This window comes from Clostridium nitrophenolicum (assembly GCF_055391695.1).
Map to the genome: position 1 here is coordinate 2,807,169 of NZ_AP042469.1, position 17,173 is coordinate 2,824,341.

Annotated in this window: 19 protein-coding genes; 15 read left to right on the plus strand and 4 right to left on the minus strand. The window is 30.2% G+C overall.

Features of this window, described 5'->3' with window-relative positions; translation table 11 throughout:
- Positions 1-27: 27 nt before the first annotated feature.
- Positions 28-438 (minus strand): spore coat protein, encoded by a 411-nt coding sequence (locus ACZ5N4_RS13245; protein ID WP_464210636.1) that lies wholly within the window; start codon positions 436-438, stop codon positions 28-30.
- A 28-nt stretch (positions 439-466) separates the two neighbouring features.
- Positions 467-865: a hypothetical protein gene (locus ACZ5N4_RS13250; protein WP_464210638.1), complete on the minus strand. Its 399-nt coding sequence runs from the start codon at positions 863-865 to the stop codon at positions 467-469.
- A gap of 267 nt (positions 866-1,132) precedes the next feature.
- Here ACZ5N4_RS13250 and lepB point away from each other — a divergent pair, with 267 nt between their 5' ends.
- From lepB to ACZ5N4_RS13295, 9 genes are all read left to right on the plus strand, one after another.
- Positions 1,133-1,660 (plus strand): signal peptidase I, encoded by a 528-nt coding sequence (lepB, locus tag ACZ5N4_RS13255; RefSeq protein ID WP_464210640.1) that lies wholly within the window; start codon positions 1,133-1,135, stop codon positions 1,658-1,660.
- A gap of 371 nt (positions 1,661-2,031) precedes the next feature.
- Positions 2,032-2,229, plus strand: a complete 198-nt coding sequence (locus ACZ5N4_RS13260; protein WP_178907624.1) for an alpha/beta-type small acid-soluble spore protein — start codon at positions 2,032-2,034, stop codon at positions 2,227-2,229.
- 682 nt (positions 2,230-2,911) lie between these two features.
- Positions 2,912-3,169, plus strand: coding sequence for a hypothetical protein (locus tag ACZ5N4_RS13265; RefSeq protein WP_464210642.1), 258 nt, complete (start codon positions 2,912-2,914; stop codon positions 3,167-3,169).
- Positions 3,170-3,408: 239 nt separating this feature from the next.
- Positions 3,409-4,926 (plus strand): glutamate/gamma-aminobutyrate family transporter YjeM, encoded by a 1,518-nt coding sequence (yjeM, locus tag ACZ5N4_RS13270; protein ID WP_464210644.1) that lies wholly within the window; start codon positions 3,409-3,411, stop codon positions 4,924-4,926.
- A gap of 138 nt (positions 4,927-5,064) precedes the next feature.
- Complete coding sequence (locus ACZ5N4_RS13275; protein ID WP_464210646.1) at positions 5,065-6,576, plus strand: LexA family protein; 1,512 nt, start codon at positions 5,065-5,067, stop codon at positions 6,574-6,576.
- A gap of 107 nt (positions 6,577-6,683) precedes the next feature.
- The gene (locus ACZ5N4_RS13280) at positions 6,684-7,622 is read left to right on the plus strand and encodes a LysR family transcriptional regulator (RefSeq protein ID WP_464210648.1); all 939 of its coding nucleotides are present in this window, start codon (positions 6,684-6,686) and stop codon (positions 7,620-7,622) included.
- Between the two features lie 37 nt (positions 7,623-7,659).
- On the plus strand, positions 7,660-7,959 hold the full coding sequence (locus tag ACZ5N4_RS13285) for an ATP-dependent Clp protease adaptor ClpS (RefSeq protein ID WP_464210650.1): 300 nt from the start codon (positions 7,660-7,662) through the stop codon (positions 7,957-7,959).
- Between the two features lie 2 nt (positions 7,960-7,961).
- On the plus strand, positions 7,962-10,211 hold the full coding sequence (clpA, locus tag ACZ5N4_RS13290) for an ATP-dependent Clp protease ATP-binding subunit ClpA (protein ID WP_464210652.1): 2,250 nt from the start codon (positions 7,962-7,964) through the stop codon (positions 10,209-10,211).
- Positions 10,212-10,287: 76 nt separating this feature from the next.
- Complete coding sequence (locus tag ACZ5N4_RS13295; protein WP_464210654.1) at positions 10,288-10,977, plus strand: Crp/Fnr family transcriptional regulator; 690 nt, start codon at positions 10,288-10,290, stop codon at positions 10,975-10,977.
- Positions 10,978-11,072: 95 nt separating this feature from the next.
- On the opposite strand, the gene ACZ5N4_RS13300 is transcribed toward ACZ5N4_RS13295, so the two are convergent.
- Positions 11,073-11,552, minus strand: coding sequence for an MgtC/SapB family protein (locus tag ACZ5N4_RS13300; RefSeq protein WP_464210656.1), 480 nt, complete (start codon positions 11,550-11,552; stop codon positions 11,073-11,075).
- Positions 11,553-11,648: 96 nt separating this feature from the next.
- Here ACZ5N4_RS13300 and ACZ5N4_RS13305 point away from each other — a divergent pair, with 96 nt between their 5' ends.
- From ACZ5N4_RS13305 to asrC, 6 genes are all read left to right on the plus strand, one after another.
- Positions 11,649-11,981, plus strand: a complete 333-nt coding sequence (locus ACZ5N4_RS13305; protein ID WP_464210658.1) for a L,D-transpeptidase — start codon at positions 11,649-11,651, stop codon at positions 11,979-11,981.
- Between the two features lie 139 nt (positions 11,982-12,120).
- Positions 12,121-12,510, plus strand: a complete 390-nt coding sequence (locus tag ACZ5N4_RS13310; protein ID WP_464210660.1) for a hypothetical protein — start codon at positions 12,121-12,123, stop codon at positions 12,508-12,510.
- Positions 12,511-12,841: 331 nt separating this feature from the next.
- Entirely contained in the window at positions 12,842-13,618 is a 777-nt protein-coding gene (locus tag ACZ5N4_RS13315; RefSeq protein WP_464210935.1) for a formate/nitrite transporter family protein, read from the plus strand.
- A 44-nt stretch (positions 13,619-13,662) separates the two neighbouring features.
- Positions 13,663-14,664, plus strand: a complete 1,002-nt coding sequence (asrA, locus tag ACZ5N4_RS13320; protein WP_464210662.1) for an anaerobic sulfite reductase subunit AsrA — start codon at positions 13,663-13,665, stop codon at positions 14,662-14,664.
- Positions 14,665-15,456 (plus strand): anaerobic sulfite reductase subunit AsrB, encoded by a 792-nt coding sequence (gene asrB / locus ACZ5N4_RS13325; protein WP_464210664.1) that lies wholly within the window; start codon positions 14,665-14,667, stop codon positions 15,454-15,456. It begins immediately after the preceding gene.
- 13 nt (positions 15,457-15,469) lie between these two features.
- Complete coding sequence (asrC, locus tag ACZ5N4_RS13330) at positions 15,470-16,417, plus strand: sulfite reductase subunit C (RefSeq protein ID WP_464210666.1); 948 nt, start codon at positions 15,470-15,472, stop codon at positions 16,415-16,417.
- A gap of 170 nt (positions 16,418-16,587) precedes the next feature.
- On the opposite strand, the gene ACZ5N4_RS13335 is transcribed toward asrC, so the two are convergent.
- The gene (locus ACZ5N4_RS13335) at positions 16,588-17,049 is read right to left on the minus strand and encodes a ribonuclease H-like YkuK family protein (protein ID WP_464210668.1); all 462 of its coding nucleotides are present in this window, start codon (positions 17,047-17,049) and stop codon (positions 16,588-16,590) included.
- Positions 17,050-17,173: the final 124 nt, after the last annotated feature.

Sequence of the window (17,173 nt, forward strand, 5' to 3'; positions counted from 1 at the left end):
ACATAGATAATAGCTTAATAATAGAGTTCACTGTGATAAATTTTGTGCCTGTTCAACATCTTGTTGAAGTTGCTGCTGTGGAGTTGAAAAAGCATTATACCATTGTTTGTTCACTGCTATGTCTGATAGTCTATAATGTTCGTTTAATGAATTAGTAAGCTGTGAACCTAACAATTCTCTAAGCTGAGGATTGGTTATTTCAGTAATTACTGAAGCAAGTGCGACAATATCAGACTTGGACATAGTTAGCAACTCTAAAGCTATCCCCTTATCTTTAGCGCTGTTATTTGAGTTGGAATCGTTGTTATTATTGTTACAGCCATTGTTACTATTGTTGTTATTACAGCCATTATTATTATTATTATTATTATTATTATTGTTACTGTTATTTTGAGTATTACTTGACATGATATTGCAAGCATTGTCTATCCATGACATTATTATATTACCTCCTATCTAGGTCTTGTTAACCGAAAGTACCACCACTCGGATTGTTTTGGTTACTTTGATTATTTTGGTTACTTTGATTACTTGGGTTATTTTGATTGTTTTGGCTAGTTTGCTGATTATTCTGTTGATTATTCTGTTGATTATTCTGTTGATTATTCTGCTGATTACTCTGGTTGTTTTGATTAGCATTGTTATTTTGATTGTTGCCTAAATTACATTGATTGTTAATAAAGTTTTGCATTTGCTGAAGGGCTGACTTTTTAGAATTTAAACATTGCTGCATGTAATTCTTCAACTCATTATCGTTTACCATTGACATACTTGCTTCAGTTCTTTTTAAGCTTACAATTTCACTATTCATTAATTCATGTAACTCTAATAATTCATGTGGAGCTAAACCTACATTATTTTGCATAAATTGTCACCTCTCTTACTTGTTTTATTTTTCTCTATTTATTTACTTATATCCATGGAAAAAATAGTATGACTATTCCTAAAGTAATATATCAAGTGATTCTTAGGCTCAGGTAGAGTTTGCTCATGAGCATTGCGGGTGATAGCCATCGGATAAAGAATTCAAGTGTAGAGAAGGATAAATTTTAATAAATATTTTAAAATTTAATATAAGATTTTAAATAAAGTTATGATAAAATTAATTAAATAACTTAAAGGAGATGAGCATATGAATAACAAATTAGTGAAAGAAATAAAAGAATATGTGATTTCTATTATCGCAGCATTGTTTATAGCTTTGATATTTCACAACTATGTATTTGCAAGGGCAACTGTTGAAGGACCTTCAATGCAGCCTACTCTTCACAATAAAGATATATTATTTTTAGAAAAGATAAGTACAGAAACAGCTAATGTTAAACGAGGTCAGATAGTTGTATTTGACTCTAAGGATGCGAATGGAGATTATTACATAAAAAGAGTGATAGGCGTAGCTGGTGATGTTGTTGAAATAAAAAATGGGCATGTGTACTTAAATGGAAATGTATTAAATGAGAACTATCTTTCTGCAAATGATATAACAGAACCATTATCAACTCAGTCCAGATATACTGTTCCCAGTGGATGTGTATTTGTATTAGGAGATAATAGAACTAATAGTATTGATAGCAGAATATTAGGACCTATAAATTTAAAGGACTTAAAAGGACATGCTGTAGTAAGAGTATTTCCTTTTGATTCTATTAAAGTGTTCTAATAATTTACATCAGTTAGTATGATTTGACAATATAAATTTAATATATAGAAATAACATTTTAAGAACACTCCTATCTAATTAGGAGTGTTCTATTTTTAAGTAAATATTATAAAGGAATTTTATTATAGCAACACAAAAATAATTTTAACCATATTTTTTAAAAAATATACCATTATGCTTGAAGTATATTTATATAAGATTAAATAAAAAACGACATAAAATTATAAAATATGAGCTTATAAACCATAAATAGTAATTAATAGAGTTTTTGTATGTAATTTAATAGATTAATAATTTAAAAATCGCGCAAACTTATAGTACAATCAAATAAATTACAGAAAATAAAATATATTTTAAGGAGGAATAAATTTATGGCAAGTAGAGGTAATAGAGTACTAGTTCCACAAGCTAAACAAGGATTAGATCAATTTAAAATGGAATCAGCTAGAGAAGTTGGAGTAAACTTAAAAGAAGGCTATAATGGAGATCTTACTTCAAGAGAAGCTGGATCAGTAGGCGGAAACATGGTTAAGAAAATGGTAGAAGCTTATGAGCAAGGTTTAAAATAGAACATAGCTAAAGTTAACTGCCAGGTAGACATATTCTACCTGGCTTTTTCACTTTATAGTTTTCACTGAATACTTTGTAACAGTTAAACTACATAATAAATATAATAAAATATATAATAAAAAACTTTTTAATTTATTGTCATAATATTAAAAAAAACTTAATATTTTTATAACGAAATAATGTTAATATGTTTATGAGGTGAAGTGCAGTGAGTGTACAAATATATCAAAACCCAGATTTTAAGATTTATAAAGCGGGAGATGGTTATATAGTTCACAACAGGCATAAAAATTTTAAGGAAGGGCACACTCATGTGAGAAATTATAATATTTGTATGGTTATGATTAAGTTAATAGAAAGAAAGGAGATGCCCAAAAGTAAAGATAAGTATTTTATCCAAAGCCTCATAAGGATAAGCAATGATAGGAAGTATATAAGCAAAATAATGAAGTGTGTACAATAATCCTAGGTTTTTCTAGATCTTATTATTGTATATTTAAGCTGTGATTGTCAATAATTTCAATATAATATATTCCAATATAATATATTGCACCAACAGGGACAACAGTCAGTTTAGTCACAGGGATTACGAGTGGTAACAGCTATGAGGAGAGGAAACTCTCCTTACAGGCATATTATCATCTCTTTTTGAATATTAAAAAATAGGAGGGAGATGGTATAATGTTAAATACCGTAGTATGTAAAAAAGAGGGTTGCAAAGGAAATAGATTTAAGATTAGTGTACAAAGGCTAAAGGTGATTATGATATGTACAGAATGTAAATCAGCAGAGAAACTTAACCGAGAAATGAACTCAATTTTTCCCACTATATGCTCCAAATGCACTGGAGAAATCTTTAAGGTATGTAGAAGTAATGAAGATAATAATATGCATTTTGAATGTACAAATTGTGGTCATAAATTTATTTATGCTCCGTAAAAGCAAGGTTATTCAACTTTAAAAATAAATTATAGGGAAACTAACTTTCGAATTAGTAACCCTACATTAATAATTTGTTAAAATTTACAAACCTCGAAGAAAGAGCATTCTTCGAGGTTTATTTTTTACGCTATATAATAGTATTTTATATAATAGTCTGGGAATATTATTGATATACAAATAAATAATATTCGAATTTGATAAATTAAAAATGAATGATATCAATAAGGAGGGTAAAAATGGGTTCAAATGTAGATTCAACAAAAAAATTAACATTAGTATCATTAGTATTGATGATTTTTACTTCTGTATATGGATTTAATAATATACCAAGATCATTCTACAAAATGGGTTATGCTGCTATTCCATGGTATATTCTATCAGGAATAACATTTTTCATTCCTTTTGCATTAATGATGGCTGAGTTTGGTGCAGCCTTTAAGAGTGAAAGAGGTGGAATTTATTCATGGATGGAAAAATCAATAGGACCTAAATTTGCATTCATGGGCACCTTTATGTGGTATGCTTCTTATATTATTTGGATGGTAAATGTTGCATCAGGCGTATGGGTTCCGATATCAAATGCAATATTCGGAAAAGATACAACAAAAGCTTGGTCATTATTTGGATTATCAGGACCTAAAACCTTAGGAATATTAGGAATATTATGGATTATATTTGTAACTTATGTATCCACTAAAGGTTTAGATAAAATCAAAAGAATAACGTCATTAGGTGGAACAGCTGTTGCAGCACTAAATATTGTTTTGCTAGTTGGTGCATTGTTGGTTCTGGTTGGAAATAAGGGGCAATTAGCGCAGCCTATTCAAGGGTTAAGTTCATTTACACAATCACCAAACCCTAAGTTTGTTGGAAATGCAATTGTTTCTCTAGCATTTATAGTTTACGCTATATTCGCCTATGGTGGTATAGAGGTTGTTGGTGGATTAGTTGATCAGACTGAAAATGCGGAAAGAACCTTCCCTAAAGGAGTTGTTATATCAGCAGTTATTATATCAATAGGATATTCATTAGGTATATTTATGGTTGGTATATTCACTAATTGGGCACAGGTTATGAATACACAAGGTGTTCATCTAGGTAATGCAGGTTACGTAGTAATGGCTAATTTAGGATATGCACTTGGAACTGCATTTGGATCAAGTGAAGCTACTGCTGTAGCTATGGGTGCATGGATAGCAAGATTTGTTGGACTTTCAATGTTTTTAGCCTTATCAGGAGCATTCTTTACATTAACATACTCTCCGTTAAAACAAATAATAGAAGGTACTCCTACTAGGCTGTGGCCTGGGAAAATGGGAGAATTAAAAGGTGGAATGCCTCTAAATGCTATGTGGATTCAAGCTACTATAGTGTGTATAATAATATTTTTAGTATCATTCGGTGGAGACTCGATGTCAAAATTTTTTGATATATTAGTTGCGATGACTAACGTTGCGATGACTCTTCCATATATGTTTATAGCAATTGCTTTTCCTTCATTTAAGAAAAATGAAAGGATTGAAAAGCCATTTGCAGTATATAAAACTTACAATAGTGCTTTTATATGGACAATAGTAGTTGTGCTTACTGTAGGATTTGCTAATGTATTTTCAATAATAGAACCAGCTATAAATGGTGACGTGAAGACTACAATTTGGAGCATAGCTGGACCAGTATTCTTCTCAGTGGTCGCTTGGCTTATGTACAGCAGTTACGAAAAAAACAACAAAGAAGGAAGAGGGAAAAGTGCATAATATAATTAAAGGGGTTGTTTGTTTATTTAACAACCTCTTTTAGATTGAATTATTCACGAAATATTTTATAACCATTATAGCGATAGTTGAGTTATAATATATATATATCGATTTATATTCCTGTTTGGAGGTGAAAAGGTGAAATTAGACGCAGTTCAGAGAAGGATAGTATTAAATAAACAATTGGGATATAGTTTGCTAAAAGGAAAGGTTTCATCTGGAAAAACCACAGCAGCAATACATAGAGCTATATATTTAAAGAATCAATATTGTTTGTTTGAGGACGACACAGTATTAATAGTATCAGATAAAAATATAAATGTGGATATTGCTAGAAAAATATATGATAAAGTAGAGGAAAACAATAAATTAGAATATATAACACTATTCACTAATCCTGAGGACAAGTTAAGTTTCTGCAGCATTGAAAATATTATATGTAAATACTTTAATAATAGTGAAAAGAGCAAATATACAATTATTAAAGAAGAGGATAAAATAATTACAATAAATAAATGTATAAAAACTATAAAGGAACGGTATAAAAAATTAAAAATATTAGATTTGAAGTACAGTAGATTTCTTATAGATGAAATAAAATGGATAAAATGTTGTAATTACAATACTATTGATGCATATCAAAGTGCTGATAGAACAGGAAGAAAGGTTAAGAAGGGCGAAGGTCCTCTAAGACTTTTAAAAAATTCCAAATCAAGAGAAGCTATTTTTAATCTTATGCTGTCATATAATAAAATCTTAGAAGAGAATCATTTAGTAGATAGTGAAGAAAGAGACCTAATAGCCTTAGATTATATTAAGAATTTCAATAATAAGTTCACACATATAATAGTAGATGAGTTTCAAAATTTTACGAAAGTACAATTTGAAATTGTAAAAGCATTGTTAAATAATAAAGAATATGGCAGTATGCTTTTGGTAAATAGTCAGGATAACAATTCTAATCCTAATGGTTGGTTTGTTAAAGGAAGAAAACTCAATAGTATTGGAATAGATACAAAAATAAAAACTTATTCTCTTAAGAATACATATACAGATAGTTTGGAGCTGAAAGGAAAAATGAATAATTTAGAAAGAGTGAATGCAGAAGAAAAAAATAACTATTACGAAAGTGTTCTTTCTATTGAAACTTTTGAGTATCATGACATACGACATAATAGAAAATATGATTTTGTTAGAGATATAAATGATATATCAGATGTAATTGTAAGGAATGAAGATAGAGAAGATGAGTATACAAAAGACGAATTAAAAGAGCTTGCGGTTTATAACGACATTGCAGCGGGAGAACCTATATTAATAAATCCAGATATAGAAGATAAATTTTATATACCTAAATTTTGGTTAAAAGGTGTAAATGACTGCTTTATACTCAAGGTTAAAGGTGACAGTATGATAAATGCTAACATTGACGATAATGATTATGTAGTAATAAGAAAGCAATATGCTGCGCAAAATAATGATATTGTTGCTGTTGATATTGATGGAAGCGCTACACTAAAAAGGCTTTCAATAGGAAAAGGTGGAATTAAACTAATGCCTGAAAATAGCAAATACAACCCAATACCTATAACTGATGAGGGCACAAACATAATAGGTATCGCAGTTGGAATTATAAAATATAAACATTAGAAAATAAGAGCAGGATTGACAATTGACAATCCCGTTTTTATTTACATTTTATGGTTTATTATATAAAATGCTTTTGATTGTAAAAATATTGGGGAGGCTTTAAGCAAGTGTTGGACTTAAGATTGAATACATTTTTAATTGTCAGTAAGATAAAGAATTTCACCAAAGCAGCTCAAATATTAAATTTAACCCAACCTGCAGTATCTCAACATATTAAGTTTTTAGAGGATTATTATGGTGTAACTTTAATTAAGAAACAGGGAAGAGAGATAGATCTGACAGAAGAAGGAGAAATTTTATTTAAATATGCACAAAAGTTAGAAATGCTATATAGAACATTAGATATGGAACTTAGAAATAGATCAGGAATTAATAAAACATATAATGTAGGGGCAACAAGAACAATAGGTGATTATGTTCTTCCTTATATTTTAGGAAGATATAAAAATATACATATAAATATAGACATACTTCTCCAAGTAAGTAATACAAGAGAGATCATTGAAAGATTATTAAGTATGAAGCTGGATTTAGCACTTGTAGAAGGTCCTTTTGATAAAGGTCTATTTAAATATAAGAAATTTAAAGATGATGAGCTTGTTTTGGCAGTATCACCAAAACACTGTTTTTCAAAAAGAGAAAATGTAGAATTACAAGAGGTTTTAAAAGGGAACTTGATATTAAGAGAAAAAGGGTCTGGAACTAGAAAAATAATTGAAAATAAGCTGGTTGAAGTTGGATATAATTTAAATATGATAAAACCTTATATGGAAATTGGAAGTATAAATGCTATTAAATCATTAGTCGAGTCAAATCTAGGGTACACTATAATATCGAGAGAAACAATTAAGAGAGAGCTTGAGCTAGGCTTAATTAAAATAGTGCCAATAAAAGATATATATATACCTAGAGAGTTTAATTTTATATATTTAAATGAAGATTCTGATGGATTTATTGAACATTTTACAACCTTTTGTTGTATACAAGAAAGTAAAACATGTTCATTACAAAGCAATGTTAACTTTAAATCACATATGTTAAAATAATCTTAATTATAATATTTATACTAATGGAGTTGTTAAAATGTCACAAAAATCTATTTTAAAAGAAGATACAAAAATTATAATAAAAAAACCTAAGATGTATAAAGTACTTGTTCACAATGATGACTATACCACCATGGAGTTTGTGATAGAAGTACTTGTTAAAGTTTTTAAAAAACAAGTTATTGAAGCTACAAAAATTATGTATGACGTACACAGAATAGGAATAGGTGTTGCTGGGGTATACTCATATGATATCGCGGCAACCAAGACAGTACAAGCCGTAAATATGGCAGAAGAAAGTGGTTTCCCACTAAAATTTAGTATGGAAGAGGAATAGCTATGAGATTAGATGGAATATTAAATGAAGTTATTGCTGCTGCTTATAATGAGGCAAAATATTCAAAGCATGAATATTTTACACCTGAGCATATCTTATATGCATCACTCTTTTTTGAAGAGGGAAGAAATATGGTAGAAGGCATTGGAGGAAGTGTAGAAGATTTAAAAAGTGATTTAGTTAAATACTTTAATGAGAATATTGATCTTATAGATGAAGGTGAACCGCTGGAGACTATTGGAGTTCAAAATATAATATCTTCTGCAGGGGAACACGTTTTAGCAGCAGAGAAAGATATCATTAAGCTTGGAGATATTTTTATATCTATATATGACGAATCTGAGAGTTTTGCTAGTTATTTTTTGAAAAAGCAGGGTATAAGAAGATTAGATATTTTAAATTATATAACTCACGGAATATCTGAACTTGACTTTGAAGTGGTGGAAGATGATAGTGAAGAGTTTGATATGCTGTTAGATGAAGAAAAAGTGAGCAGCAAATCAATACTATCTGAGTTTACCGTTGAGCTTACAGAAAAAGCAGAACAGGGGAAATTCGATTCTTTGATTGGTAGAGAGGATATATTAGATAGAACTATACAAGTTCTATCAAGAAGACTTAAAAATAATCCTATACATGTAGGCGATCCAGGGGTAGGCAAGACTGCAATAACAAAAGGATTAGCAAAATTAATAGCAGAAAATAAAGTGCCTAAATTACTTCAAAACAGTAAAATATATTCCATTGATTTAGGTGCTATGCTTGCTGGGACAAAATATAGAGGCGATTTTGAAGAGAGAATTAAAAAAGTACTTAAAGGTATTGAGAAGGAAGAAAAACCTATTGTTTATATAGATGAAATCCACACAATAATAGGAGCTGGAGCTGTTTCAGGGGGCTCCTTAGATGCTTCTAATATTCTTAAGCCTTTTTTAACCGAAGGAAAAATAAGATTTATTGGTTCTACCACATATGATGAATATAAAAAAGTTTTTGAAAAAGATAAAGCATTATCTAGAAGGTTTCAAAAGATTGAGGTGTCAGAACCGTCTGTAGAAGAAACTTATAGAATTTTATCTGGAATTAAGGAAAACTATGAAGAATTTCATAATGTTAAATATACAAAGGAAGCTTTAACAGCAGCGGTAGAGCTTTCTGCAAAATATATTAATGATAGATACCTTCCAGACAAGGCCATTGATGTCATTGATGAAGTAGGGGCTTATGTTAGACTTCATTCAGAAAATGAAGATACAGTTACTATTAACTCTAATGATATAGAAAAAATTATTTCTTTTATAGCTAAGATACCTGAGCAAAGTGTTTCTTCCAACGAATTAGAATTAATTAAAGGTTTAGAGAGAAACTTAAAGGAAAAAATATTTGGTCAAGATAAGGCTATAGAAACTATTGTAAGTGCTATTAAAAGATCAAGAGCGGGATTTAATGATGATAATAAGCCAGTTGCAAACCTATTATTCGTCGGTCCTACAGGAGTAGGAAAAACCGAAATTTGTAAGCAACTGTCAAAATCGTTAAATATTCCATTAATAAGGTTTGACATGAGCGAATATCAAGAAAAACATACCGTTGCAAGGCTTATTGGAGCTCCACCGGGATATGTAGGATATGAAGAAGGAGGCCTTTTAACAGATTCTATAAGAAAAACTCCATATTGCGTACTTCTTTTAGATGAAATTGAAAAGGTTCATTCAGATGTTTTAAACATTTTACTTCAATTGATGGATTATGCTACAGTAACAGACAGTACTGGAAGAAAAACAGATTTTAGGAATGTAATATTAATCATGACTTCTAATGCAGGAGCCTCTTCTATTGGAAAATCCCTTATGGGCTTTGGAAATAGAAAAATACACTTTGATGCTATTGATGCAGAAGTACAGAAAGTATTTTCTCCTGAATTTAGAAATAGATTAGATGAAATAATTGTATTTAATAAAATGGATGAAGATATGGCTAGGTTAGTAGCTAAAAAAACCATAAGCGAATTTGAAGAAAAATTAAAAGCTAAGAATATAGTAATTGGTGTAACAGAAGATTGTTATGCATGGCTTGCTCAAAAAGGAGTTAATTCAGAGTATGGAGCGAGAGAAATAAACAGAGTAGTTCAACAGGAAATTAAGCCTTTCTTTGTAGATAAAATATTATTTGAAGAAATATCACAAAATAATAAAATAGTTGTAGATGTTAAGGATGAAAAAATTATAATATTTAATGAAGACCAAAAGTAATGATATTAAGCTTGATAAATACTGCATACTACCTTGGTGGTGTGCAGATTTTCTGTAATTTAAAGGGGACGTCATTATGAGTAAAGTTACATATGATGATTTCAATCAGTTAACTATATTTAATAATTTAAATGAAATAATTAAGAAAGAATTAAGGTTGAAATCTTCAAAAATAAAATTGAAAAAAGGACAAATGCTATTTTCAGAAAGAGATGATGTTGATAAGGTATATATAGTTTTAAGTGGAAAAGTAACTATGTTTAGAAATTCAGAAGAAGGTCAAAAAAGAGTAATTTATATTCTTAGTAGAGGAGAATTTATAAATGAAGTTATTTTTGATAACGTATCTGCATCGATAAATTGTGAGGCCTTTGAGGATAGCTACATAGTTTATTTAAATAAAAATGATCTTTTGGAAATAATGTCTAAGGACTTTAATTTATCTCAAATTATAATTAACTCAATGTCAAGAAAAATTAGAAGGCTTTACAGGCAGCTCAAAAATACTGTACCTATAAAAATGGATAAGAAGGTAGCGGCAAAGCTCTGGAAGCTTTGTAGAGATTATGGGATGCAGACTGAAGAAGGAGTTTTAATAAACCTAAATATAAGTATCACCTATCTGGCAGATATGTTAGGCAGCACGAGAGAAACAATTTCAAGGTGTATAAATAATTTCGAGAAAATAGGAATGATAAAATTTTTAGACAAAAAAATAGTTGTAAAAGACCCAGAAGAACTATCTTTATACTTTAAGGGAAGATAGAAAGACATATAAGTTAATCTTAAAATTAAAAATATCCTATGAAATGATCTACATATCCTGGTGTAAGAAAACATACAGGATATATAGGTCATTTTTCACTCAAGTTTTTGATCTTCATCACTTTCCTTAAGTATATGAAGCTTTTTTATTATGTTCTCGCTTTTAAGAGATAACTCTATACCTGCTACTGTTAGTATAACTAACTGAAAATGTCCTAATCCAATTGGAATTCCCAGCATAGCAGCTCCAAAAATCCCCGCAGCAGTCGTCAATCCTACGACACCTTCTTCTATATGTTTAGCATCCTTTTTAGTAGTTACATATATAACCCCACCTGCTAAAAAGCCTACACCAGTCAGTATATTTGATATCAATCTAGTAGGATCTTTAGCACCAGGTAGTTTAGCAAATCCATAGGCTGATACTATTGTTAACATAGTACATATAACTGTTATAATCGCATGGGTTCTTACGCCTGCTGCTTTGTGAAATTTCATTCGTTCTAAGCCTATTATACCTCCAACAATAATAGCAACAAATATTCTAATAGCTTGATCTGATATACTTAAGTCCAAAACTAACACATCCTTTATAATTATTTTTATTTTTCCTTTACAATTTATTATTAATACATATATCGATGAATAAGTTGTATTAATGGAGGTGTTTTAATGTATCGTATTGAGATTAATACAAGAAGGCGGATATTAAAATTATTCAAAAACAATGTTTTAATAAAACAGTATCCAGTTGCTGTTGGTAAACCTAGTACTCCTACTCCTTTAGGTCATTGGAAAATTATTATGAAGGGTTTATGGGGAGAACAATTTGGTGGGCATTTCATGAGGCTTAATGTCCCTTTTGGAATCTATGGTATTCATGGAACTGACATTCCTTCGTCAATATCAAAAGCAATCAGTCATGGGTGCGTTCGTATGAATAGTAGTGATGCGAAGAAACTATACGATACTGTTCCCATTGGAACACAAGTAGATATTTACTAATGATTATTTTCACATAGTACTTTAAGGATAGATAAAAAACATACACACAATAAATGCCAATTCAATATAATACTAATGTGAAGAAAAATAATAATATCTCATATTACAATTATATTAAATTGGAGGGGAACACACTTTTATGAAAGTATTAGTTAATTTTTATTTGTTATCAGAAGATCTAGAGGATAGTTATGAAGATTTAGTAGAGGGAATTGAAGCTGACAACCCAATGTATTTATCATTACAAACAGGGGATATAGTTGTACTTCCTGATAATGATGATTTAGAGTTTGTTATCAGTAAAATAGTTAAAAATCTATCTAATCAGCAAATAGATGTATATGTATCTAAATTGAAGGGTGCTGAAGAAATATTTGATGAATTAGAATCCATTGCAAGTAAAACTCTTCAAACAATGTTTGATTCAATAAAAGCAAACATCGATGATATTGGTAAAAACAAAGTTGAAGAAAAGAAAGACATATACTTAAAGGAGATTAAGTTTAAGGAACTTGATGAAAATAATTAGTTCAAATTAGAAATGGAAACTCCTTTTCGATTTCTCAAAGGAGTAAGCGATTCACACAAAATCAGCACTCTGTGTAAGCGATCATCTCAAAATCAGCACTCTGTGTAAGTGACTATCACCAAATCATAGATTTGGGATATCTACTTAAGATTTTGGATGCCTGCTTAAGATTTTGGTTCTCTGCTCATTGGAAGAGCTGTCTTTATTTATGACAGCTCTTTTTATATTTAAATTCTTTAGTGAATTATTTAATAATTGTGATGATTATCACATTATTTTTTTAACAAACATGTTATGTTAAATATATAACGAATAGGAAAGGGTGTTAATGGTGTTTAAAGAAGAAATTAATAAAATAGGTGAGGCATCTATTAAAAAAGCTAATTTTCTTAAAAATAGCAAAAGCAGATATGTGATTGCATCTGCTTTAGCAGGAACGTTTGTTGGTTTTGGAATCTTATTAATTTTTACTATTGGAGGCACATTGTCCTCGGTAAATTCACCAGCCACTAAAATAGTCATGGGGATTTCTTTTGCTATTGCCTTAAGTCTTGTTATTATGGCAGGATCGGAGCTATTTACAGGGAACAATATGGTGATGACCATTGGAATTCTAGAGAAGAAAGTTACATGGAAATCTTTGTTTAGTGTGTGGTTCTTTAGTTATGTTGGAAATTTTATAGGAGCAATTATATTAGCTGCATTATTTGTATATTCAGGACTTTCAAAAGGAGTAACTGCAGATTTTATAATTAAAGCCTCTGCAGCAAAAATGTCAGCACCATTTATAGAACTTTTAGTAAGAGGCATTTTATGTAATATACTTGTTTGTTTAGCTGTATGGTGTTCTTTTAAGTTAAAAGAGGAAACAGCAAAACTTATCATGATTTTCTGGTGTTTGTTTGCATTTATAACCTCAGGTTTTGAACACAGTGTTGCTAATATGACACTTTTATCAATATCAGTAATGATACCTCATAAGGCTGTAGTATCCTTAAGTGGATTAGCATATAATTTAACAGCAGTAACATTAGGTAATATCATTGGTGGAATGATATTTGTAGCATTTGCATATTGGTATGTTTCTAATGATAAGTGTAAGTTATAAAAGATTAAAGATAATATGGCTGTATAAGCATAAGGAGGGTTAACATGGGTTTTACAATGAACCACAGTAAGTTTAATGATTTTCTAGAAAAGATAGGGCAGGAATATAAAATATATGCACCAGTACTTCTAGAAGGAAAAGGAACATTTTCAGATACAGATACAATAAGATATGGTCAAGTTACAAGTATTGATCAGATAGTCTTTAACGAAAAATCACAGTTCTCACCAAAAGAAATTATTCTTCCAATTACTCAAACCTTATTCTATTTTACAGAAGACAGTGTAACAGAACCTAAAGTAGAGGATAAAAAAATTTTAATCTTCTTAAGAAGTTGTGATATACACGCTATAAAAAGATTAGATCAAATTTATTTAAATAATGGTTATGAAGACTCTTATTATAGAAAATTAAGAGATAAAGTAAAATTTGTGCTTATGGAATGTGAAAATAGTTTTGAAAACTGTTTTTGTGTGAGCATGGGCAGCAATATAACAGATGAGTATAATTTATTTGTAAGAGAAAGTAACGGACAAGTATCTATAGAATGTAAGGATGAAAGCTTCGATGAATACTTTAAAGGAATGGAAGAAGCTTCGGTAAAACCAACCTTTATAGATTCTAATGAAATAGAAGTAAATATACCAGAGAATTTAGACCAAAGAGTATTCAATTGGGATGGATGGAAGGAATATTCATCAAGATGTATAGCCTGTGGAAGATGTAATACTGTATGTGGAACATGTACGTGTTTTACTATGCAGGATATATTCTACAAAGATAACAAGAATACCGGCGAAAGAAGAAGAGTGTGGGCATCTTGTCAAGTAAATGGGTACACAGATATGGCTGGGGGACATAGCTTTAGAAAAGATAAAGGCGATAGAATGAGATTTAAGGTGATGCATAAGGTTTATGATTTTAATAAAAGATTTGGCTATCATATGTGTGTAGGCTGTGGAAGATGTGACGACATTTGTCCCGAATATATATCTTTTTCAAATTGTGTCAATAAGTTAAATAAGGCAATGGAAGAGGTGGAATAAATGGAAAATATATATTTACCGACACTTAGTAAAATAATTAGCATAACTTCTCATACAGATATAGATTATACCTTTAGAATGGAATATAGAGGTGAAGTAAAGCCGGGACAATTCTTTGAAGTTTCTGTACCCAAATACGGAGAAGCGCCTATATCCGTATGTGGCATTGGTGATGGATACGTAGATTTAACTATAAGACGTGTAGGTGTAGTTACGGATGTAATCCATACATTTTTTCCAGGAGACAAGCTTTTTATAAGAGGACCTTATGGAAATGGATTTGATATAAATGAATATAAAGGTAAGGAACTTATTATAGCTGCTGGAGGAACAGGACTAGCTCCTGTCAAAGGTATAATAGATTATTTTAGTGAGCATATAAATGAAGTGAAGAAATTTAATGTTCTTATGGGATTTAAATCTCCACAAGATATATTATTTAAAGATGATATACAAAGATGGAGTGAAAATATTAACACTATTTTAACTGTAGACAAAGGAGAAGAAGTTTATACAGGAAATGTAGGCTTGATAACTAACTATGTAAAGGATTTAAAGATCGATAGCATAGATAGTGCACAAGTTATAGTAGTTGGACCACCTATAATGATGAAGTTTACCGTAGCGGAATTTATTAAAAAAGGAATAAAAGAGGAAAATATATGGGTGTCATACGAAAGAAAAATGTGTTGTGGTGTTGGAAAATGTGGGCATTGCAAAATAGATGACACATATATCTGTTTAGAAGGTCCAGTATTTAATTACGTTGCAGCTAAGAGTTTGATTGATTAAAGGGGGGAGCGTTATGGATATCAATACAAAAGTTCTTAAAAAGAATGCCTTTAGAGTAACAAAGGAAAGAGGAAAAACCGCTATAAGGATAAGAGTTCCTGGTGGTCATATGGAGGCAAAGCATTTTGCAATTCTTCAAAAAGTAGCAGAGGAATTTGGAAATGGAACAGTGCATATAACTACAAGGCAAGGCTTTGAGATACCTGGAATAGATATGAAGCATATTCCGGAGATAAATGAAATAATTCAACCAGTTATAGAAGGGTTAGAAATAAATCAGATTAATCCTAAAACCGGATATCCAGCGGCAGGTACAAGAAATGTGTCTGCATGTGTAGGAAATAGAGTTTGTCCTTTTGGTAATTACGATACTACTTCTTTTGCAAAGAGGATAGAGAAGGCTATATTCCCTAATGATTTTCATGTAAAAATAGCTCTTACTGGATGTCCAAATGACTGTATAAAATCTAGAATGCACGACTTTGGAATTATTGGAATGACAGAGCCTCAATATGAAAGCTATAGATGTATAGGCTGTAAGGCTTGTGTAACTAACTGTGAAAAGAGAGCCACAGGAGCACTAAGTTTTGAGAATTTCAAAGTGATAAGAGATCATGATAAATGTATAGGCTGTGGAGAATGTATTGGAAAGTGTCCAACTGGAGCTTGGACAAGAAGTAGGGAAAAATACTACAAGTTAGTGATAATGGGTAGAACAGGAAAGAAAAATCCAAGGCTTGCTCAAGATTTTATTAAATGGGTAGATGAGGAAAGCATTATAAAAATAATTCTTAACACTTATGATTATATAAAAGAATATATAGATAAAGAGGCACCAGGAGGAAAGGAACACATAGGATATATTGTTGATAGGACAGGTTTCCAGGAATTTAAAAAATGGGCATTGAAAGATGTAAATTTAGGGTCTAAAGCAGAATTAAAGGAAACTATCTATTGGTAATTTGTATTAAATAGCGGCAAGCAACCTTCTAAAAATACTTTAGAAGGTTGCTTTTTTACAAAATAATATGCGAAAGTGTATTAAGCATTATTAAATATTATGTTAATAGTAAAATTAAATGGCAGCAAGCTATCGATAACTAAGCTGCCATTTAGTAATTTATTAAATAGTTATTTTGAGTACTTATTTGCAATGCTAGAAGCTGCATATGAATATGGCTTAACATTACAATCAAATCCACAACTTTTAACCCAACCTAGTATCTCTGGTATCATCTTTGATGTTAAACCATCGTCACCTATGTCAACATGTATACTCATATCACATTTAAAATCTTCTTTATCAAATTTTTCTGATAACCTTTGAGCTAGCTCAATACTCAAACTGGTTTCATAAAAAATTTTTTGCTGTAAATTGGATATTTTATCTACATGTTTAATATCGTAAAAGAATATACCTCCATTTCCAACTTTCCAAACTGCCACTACAACGACAACTTTAGTTACATCAAAATTTTGAGAATCTGTTCCTATAGATATTTTGTATTTGAAGTTTCTATCGCTTTGAATATAATTTTTAATAATTTGACTCATTGCTTTAAAAGATACATCTCCATATGTGATACTTTTCATAAAATATCCCCCTTCAGATTTATTTTTAAAGCTGGATCGCAATAGTGGATAATAAATGTTATTATATTTATTATATTGTGTGTCTGTTAATTTTGATTTATGATAATATATATAATTTTTTAAG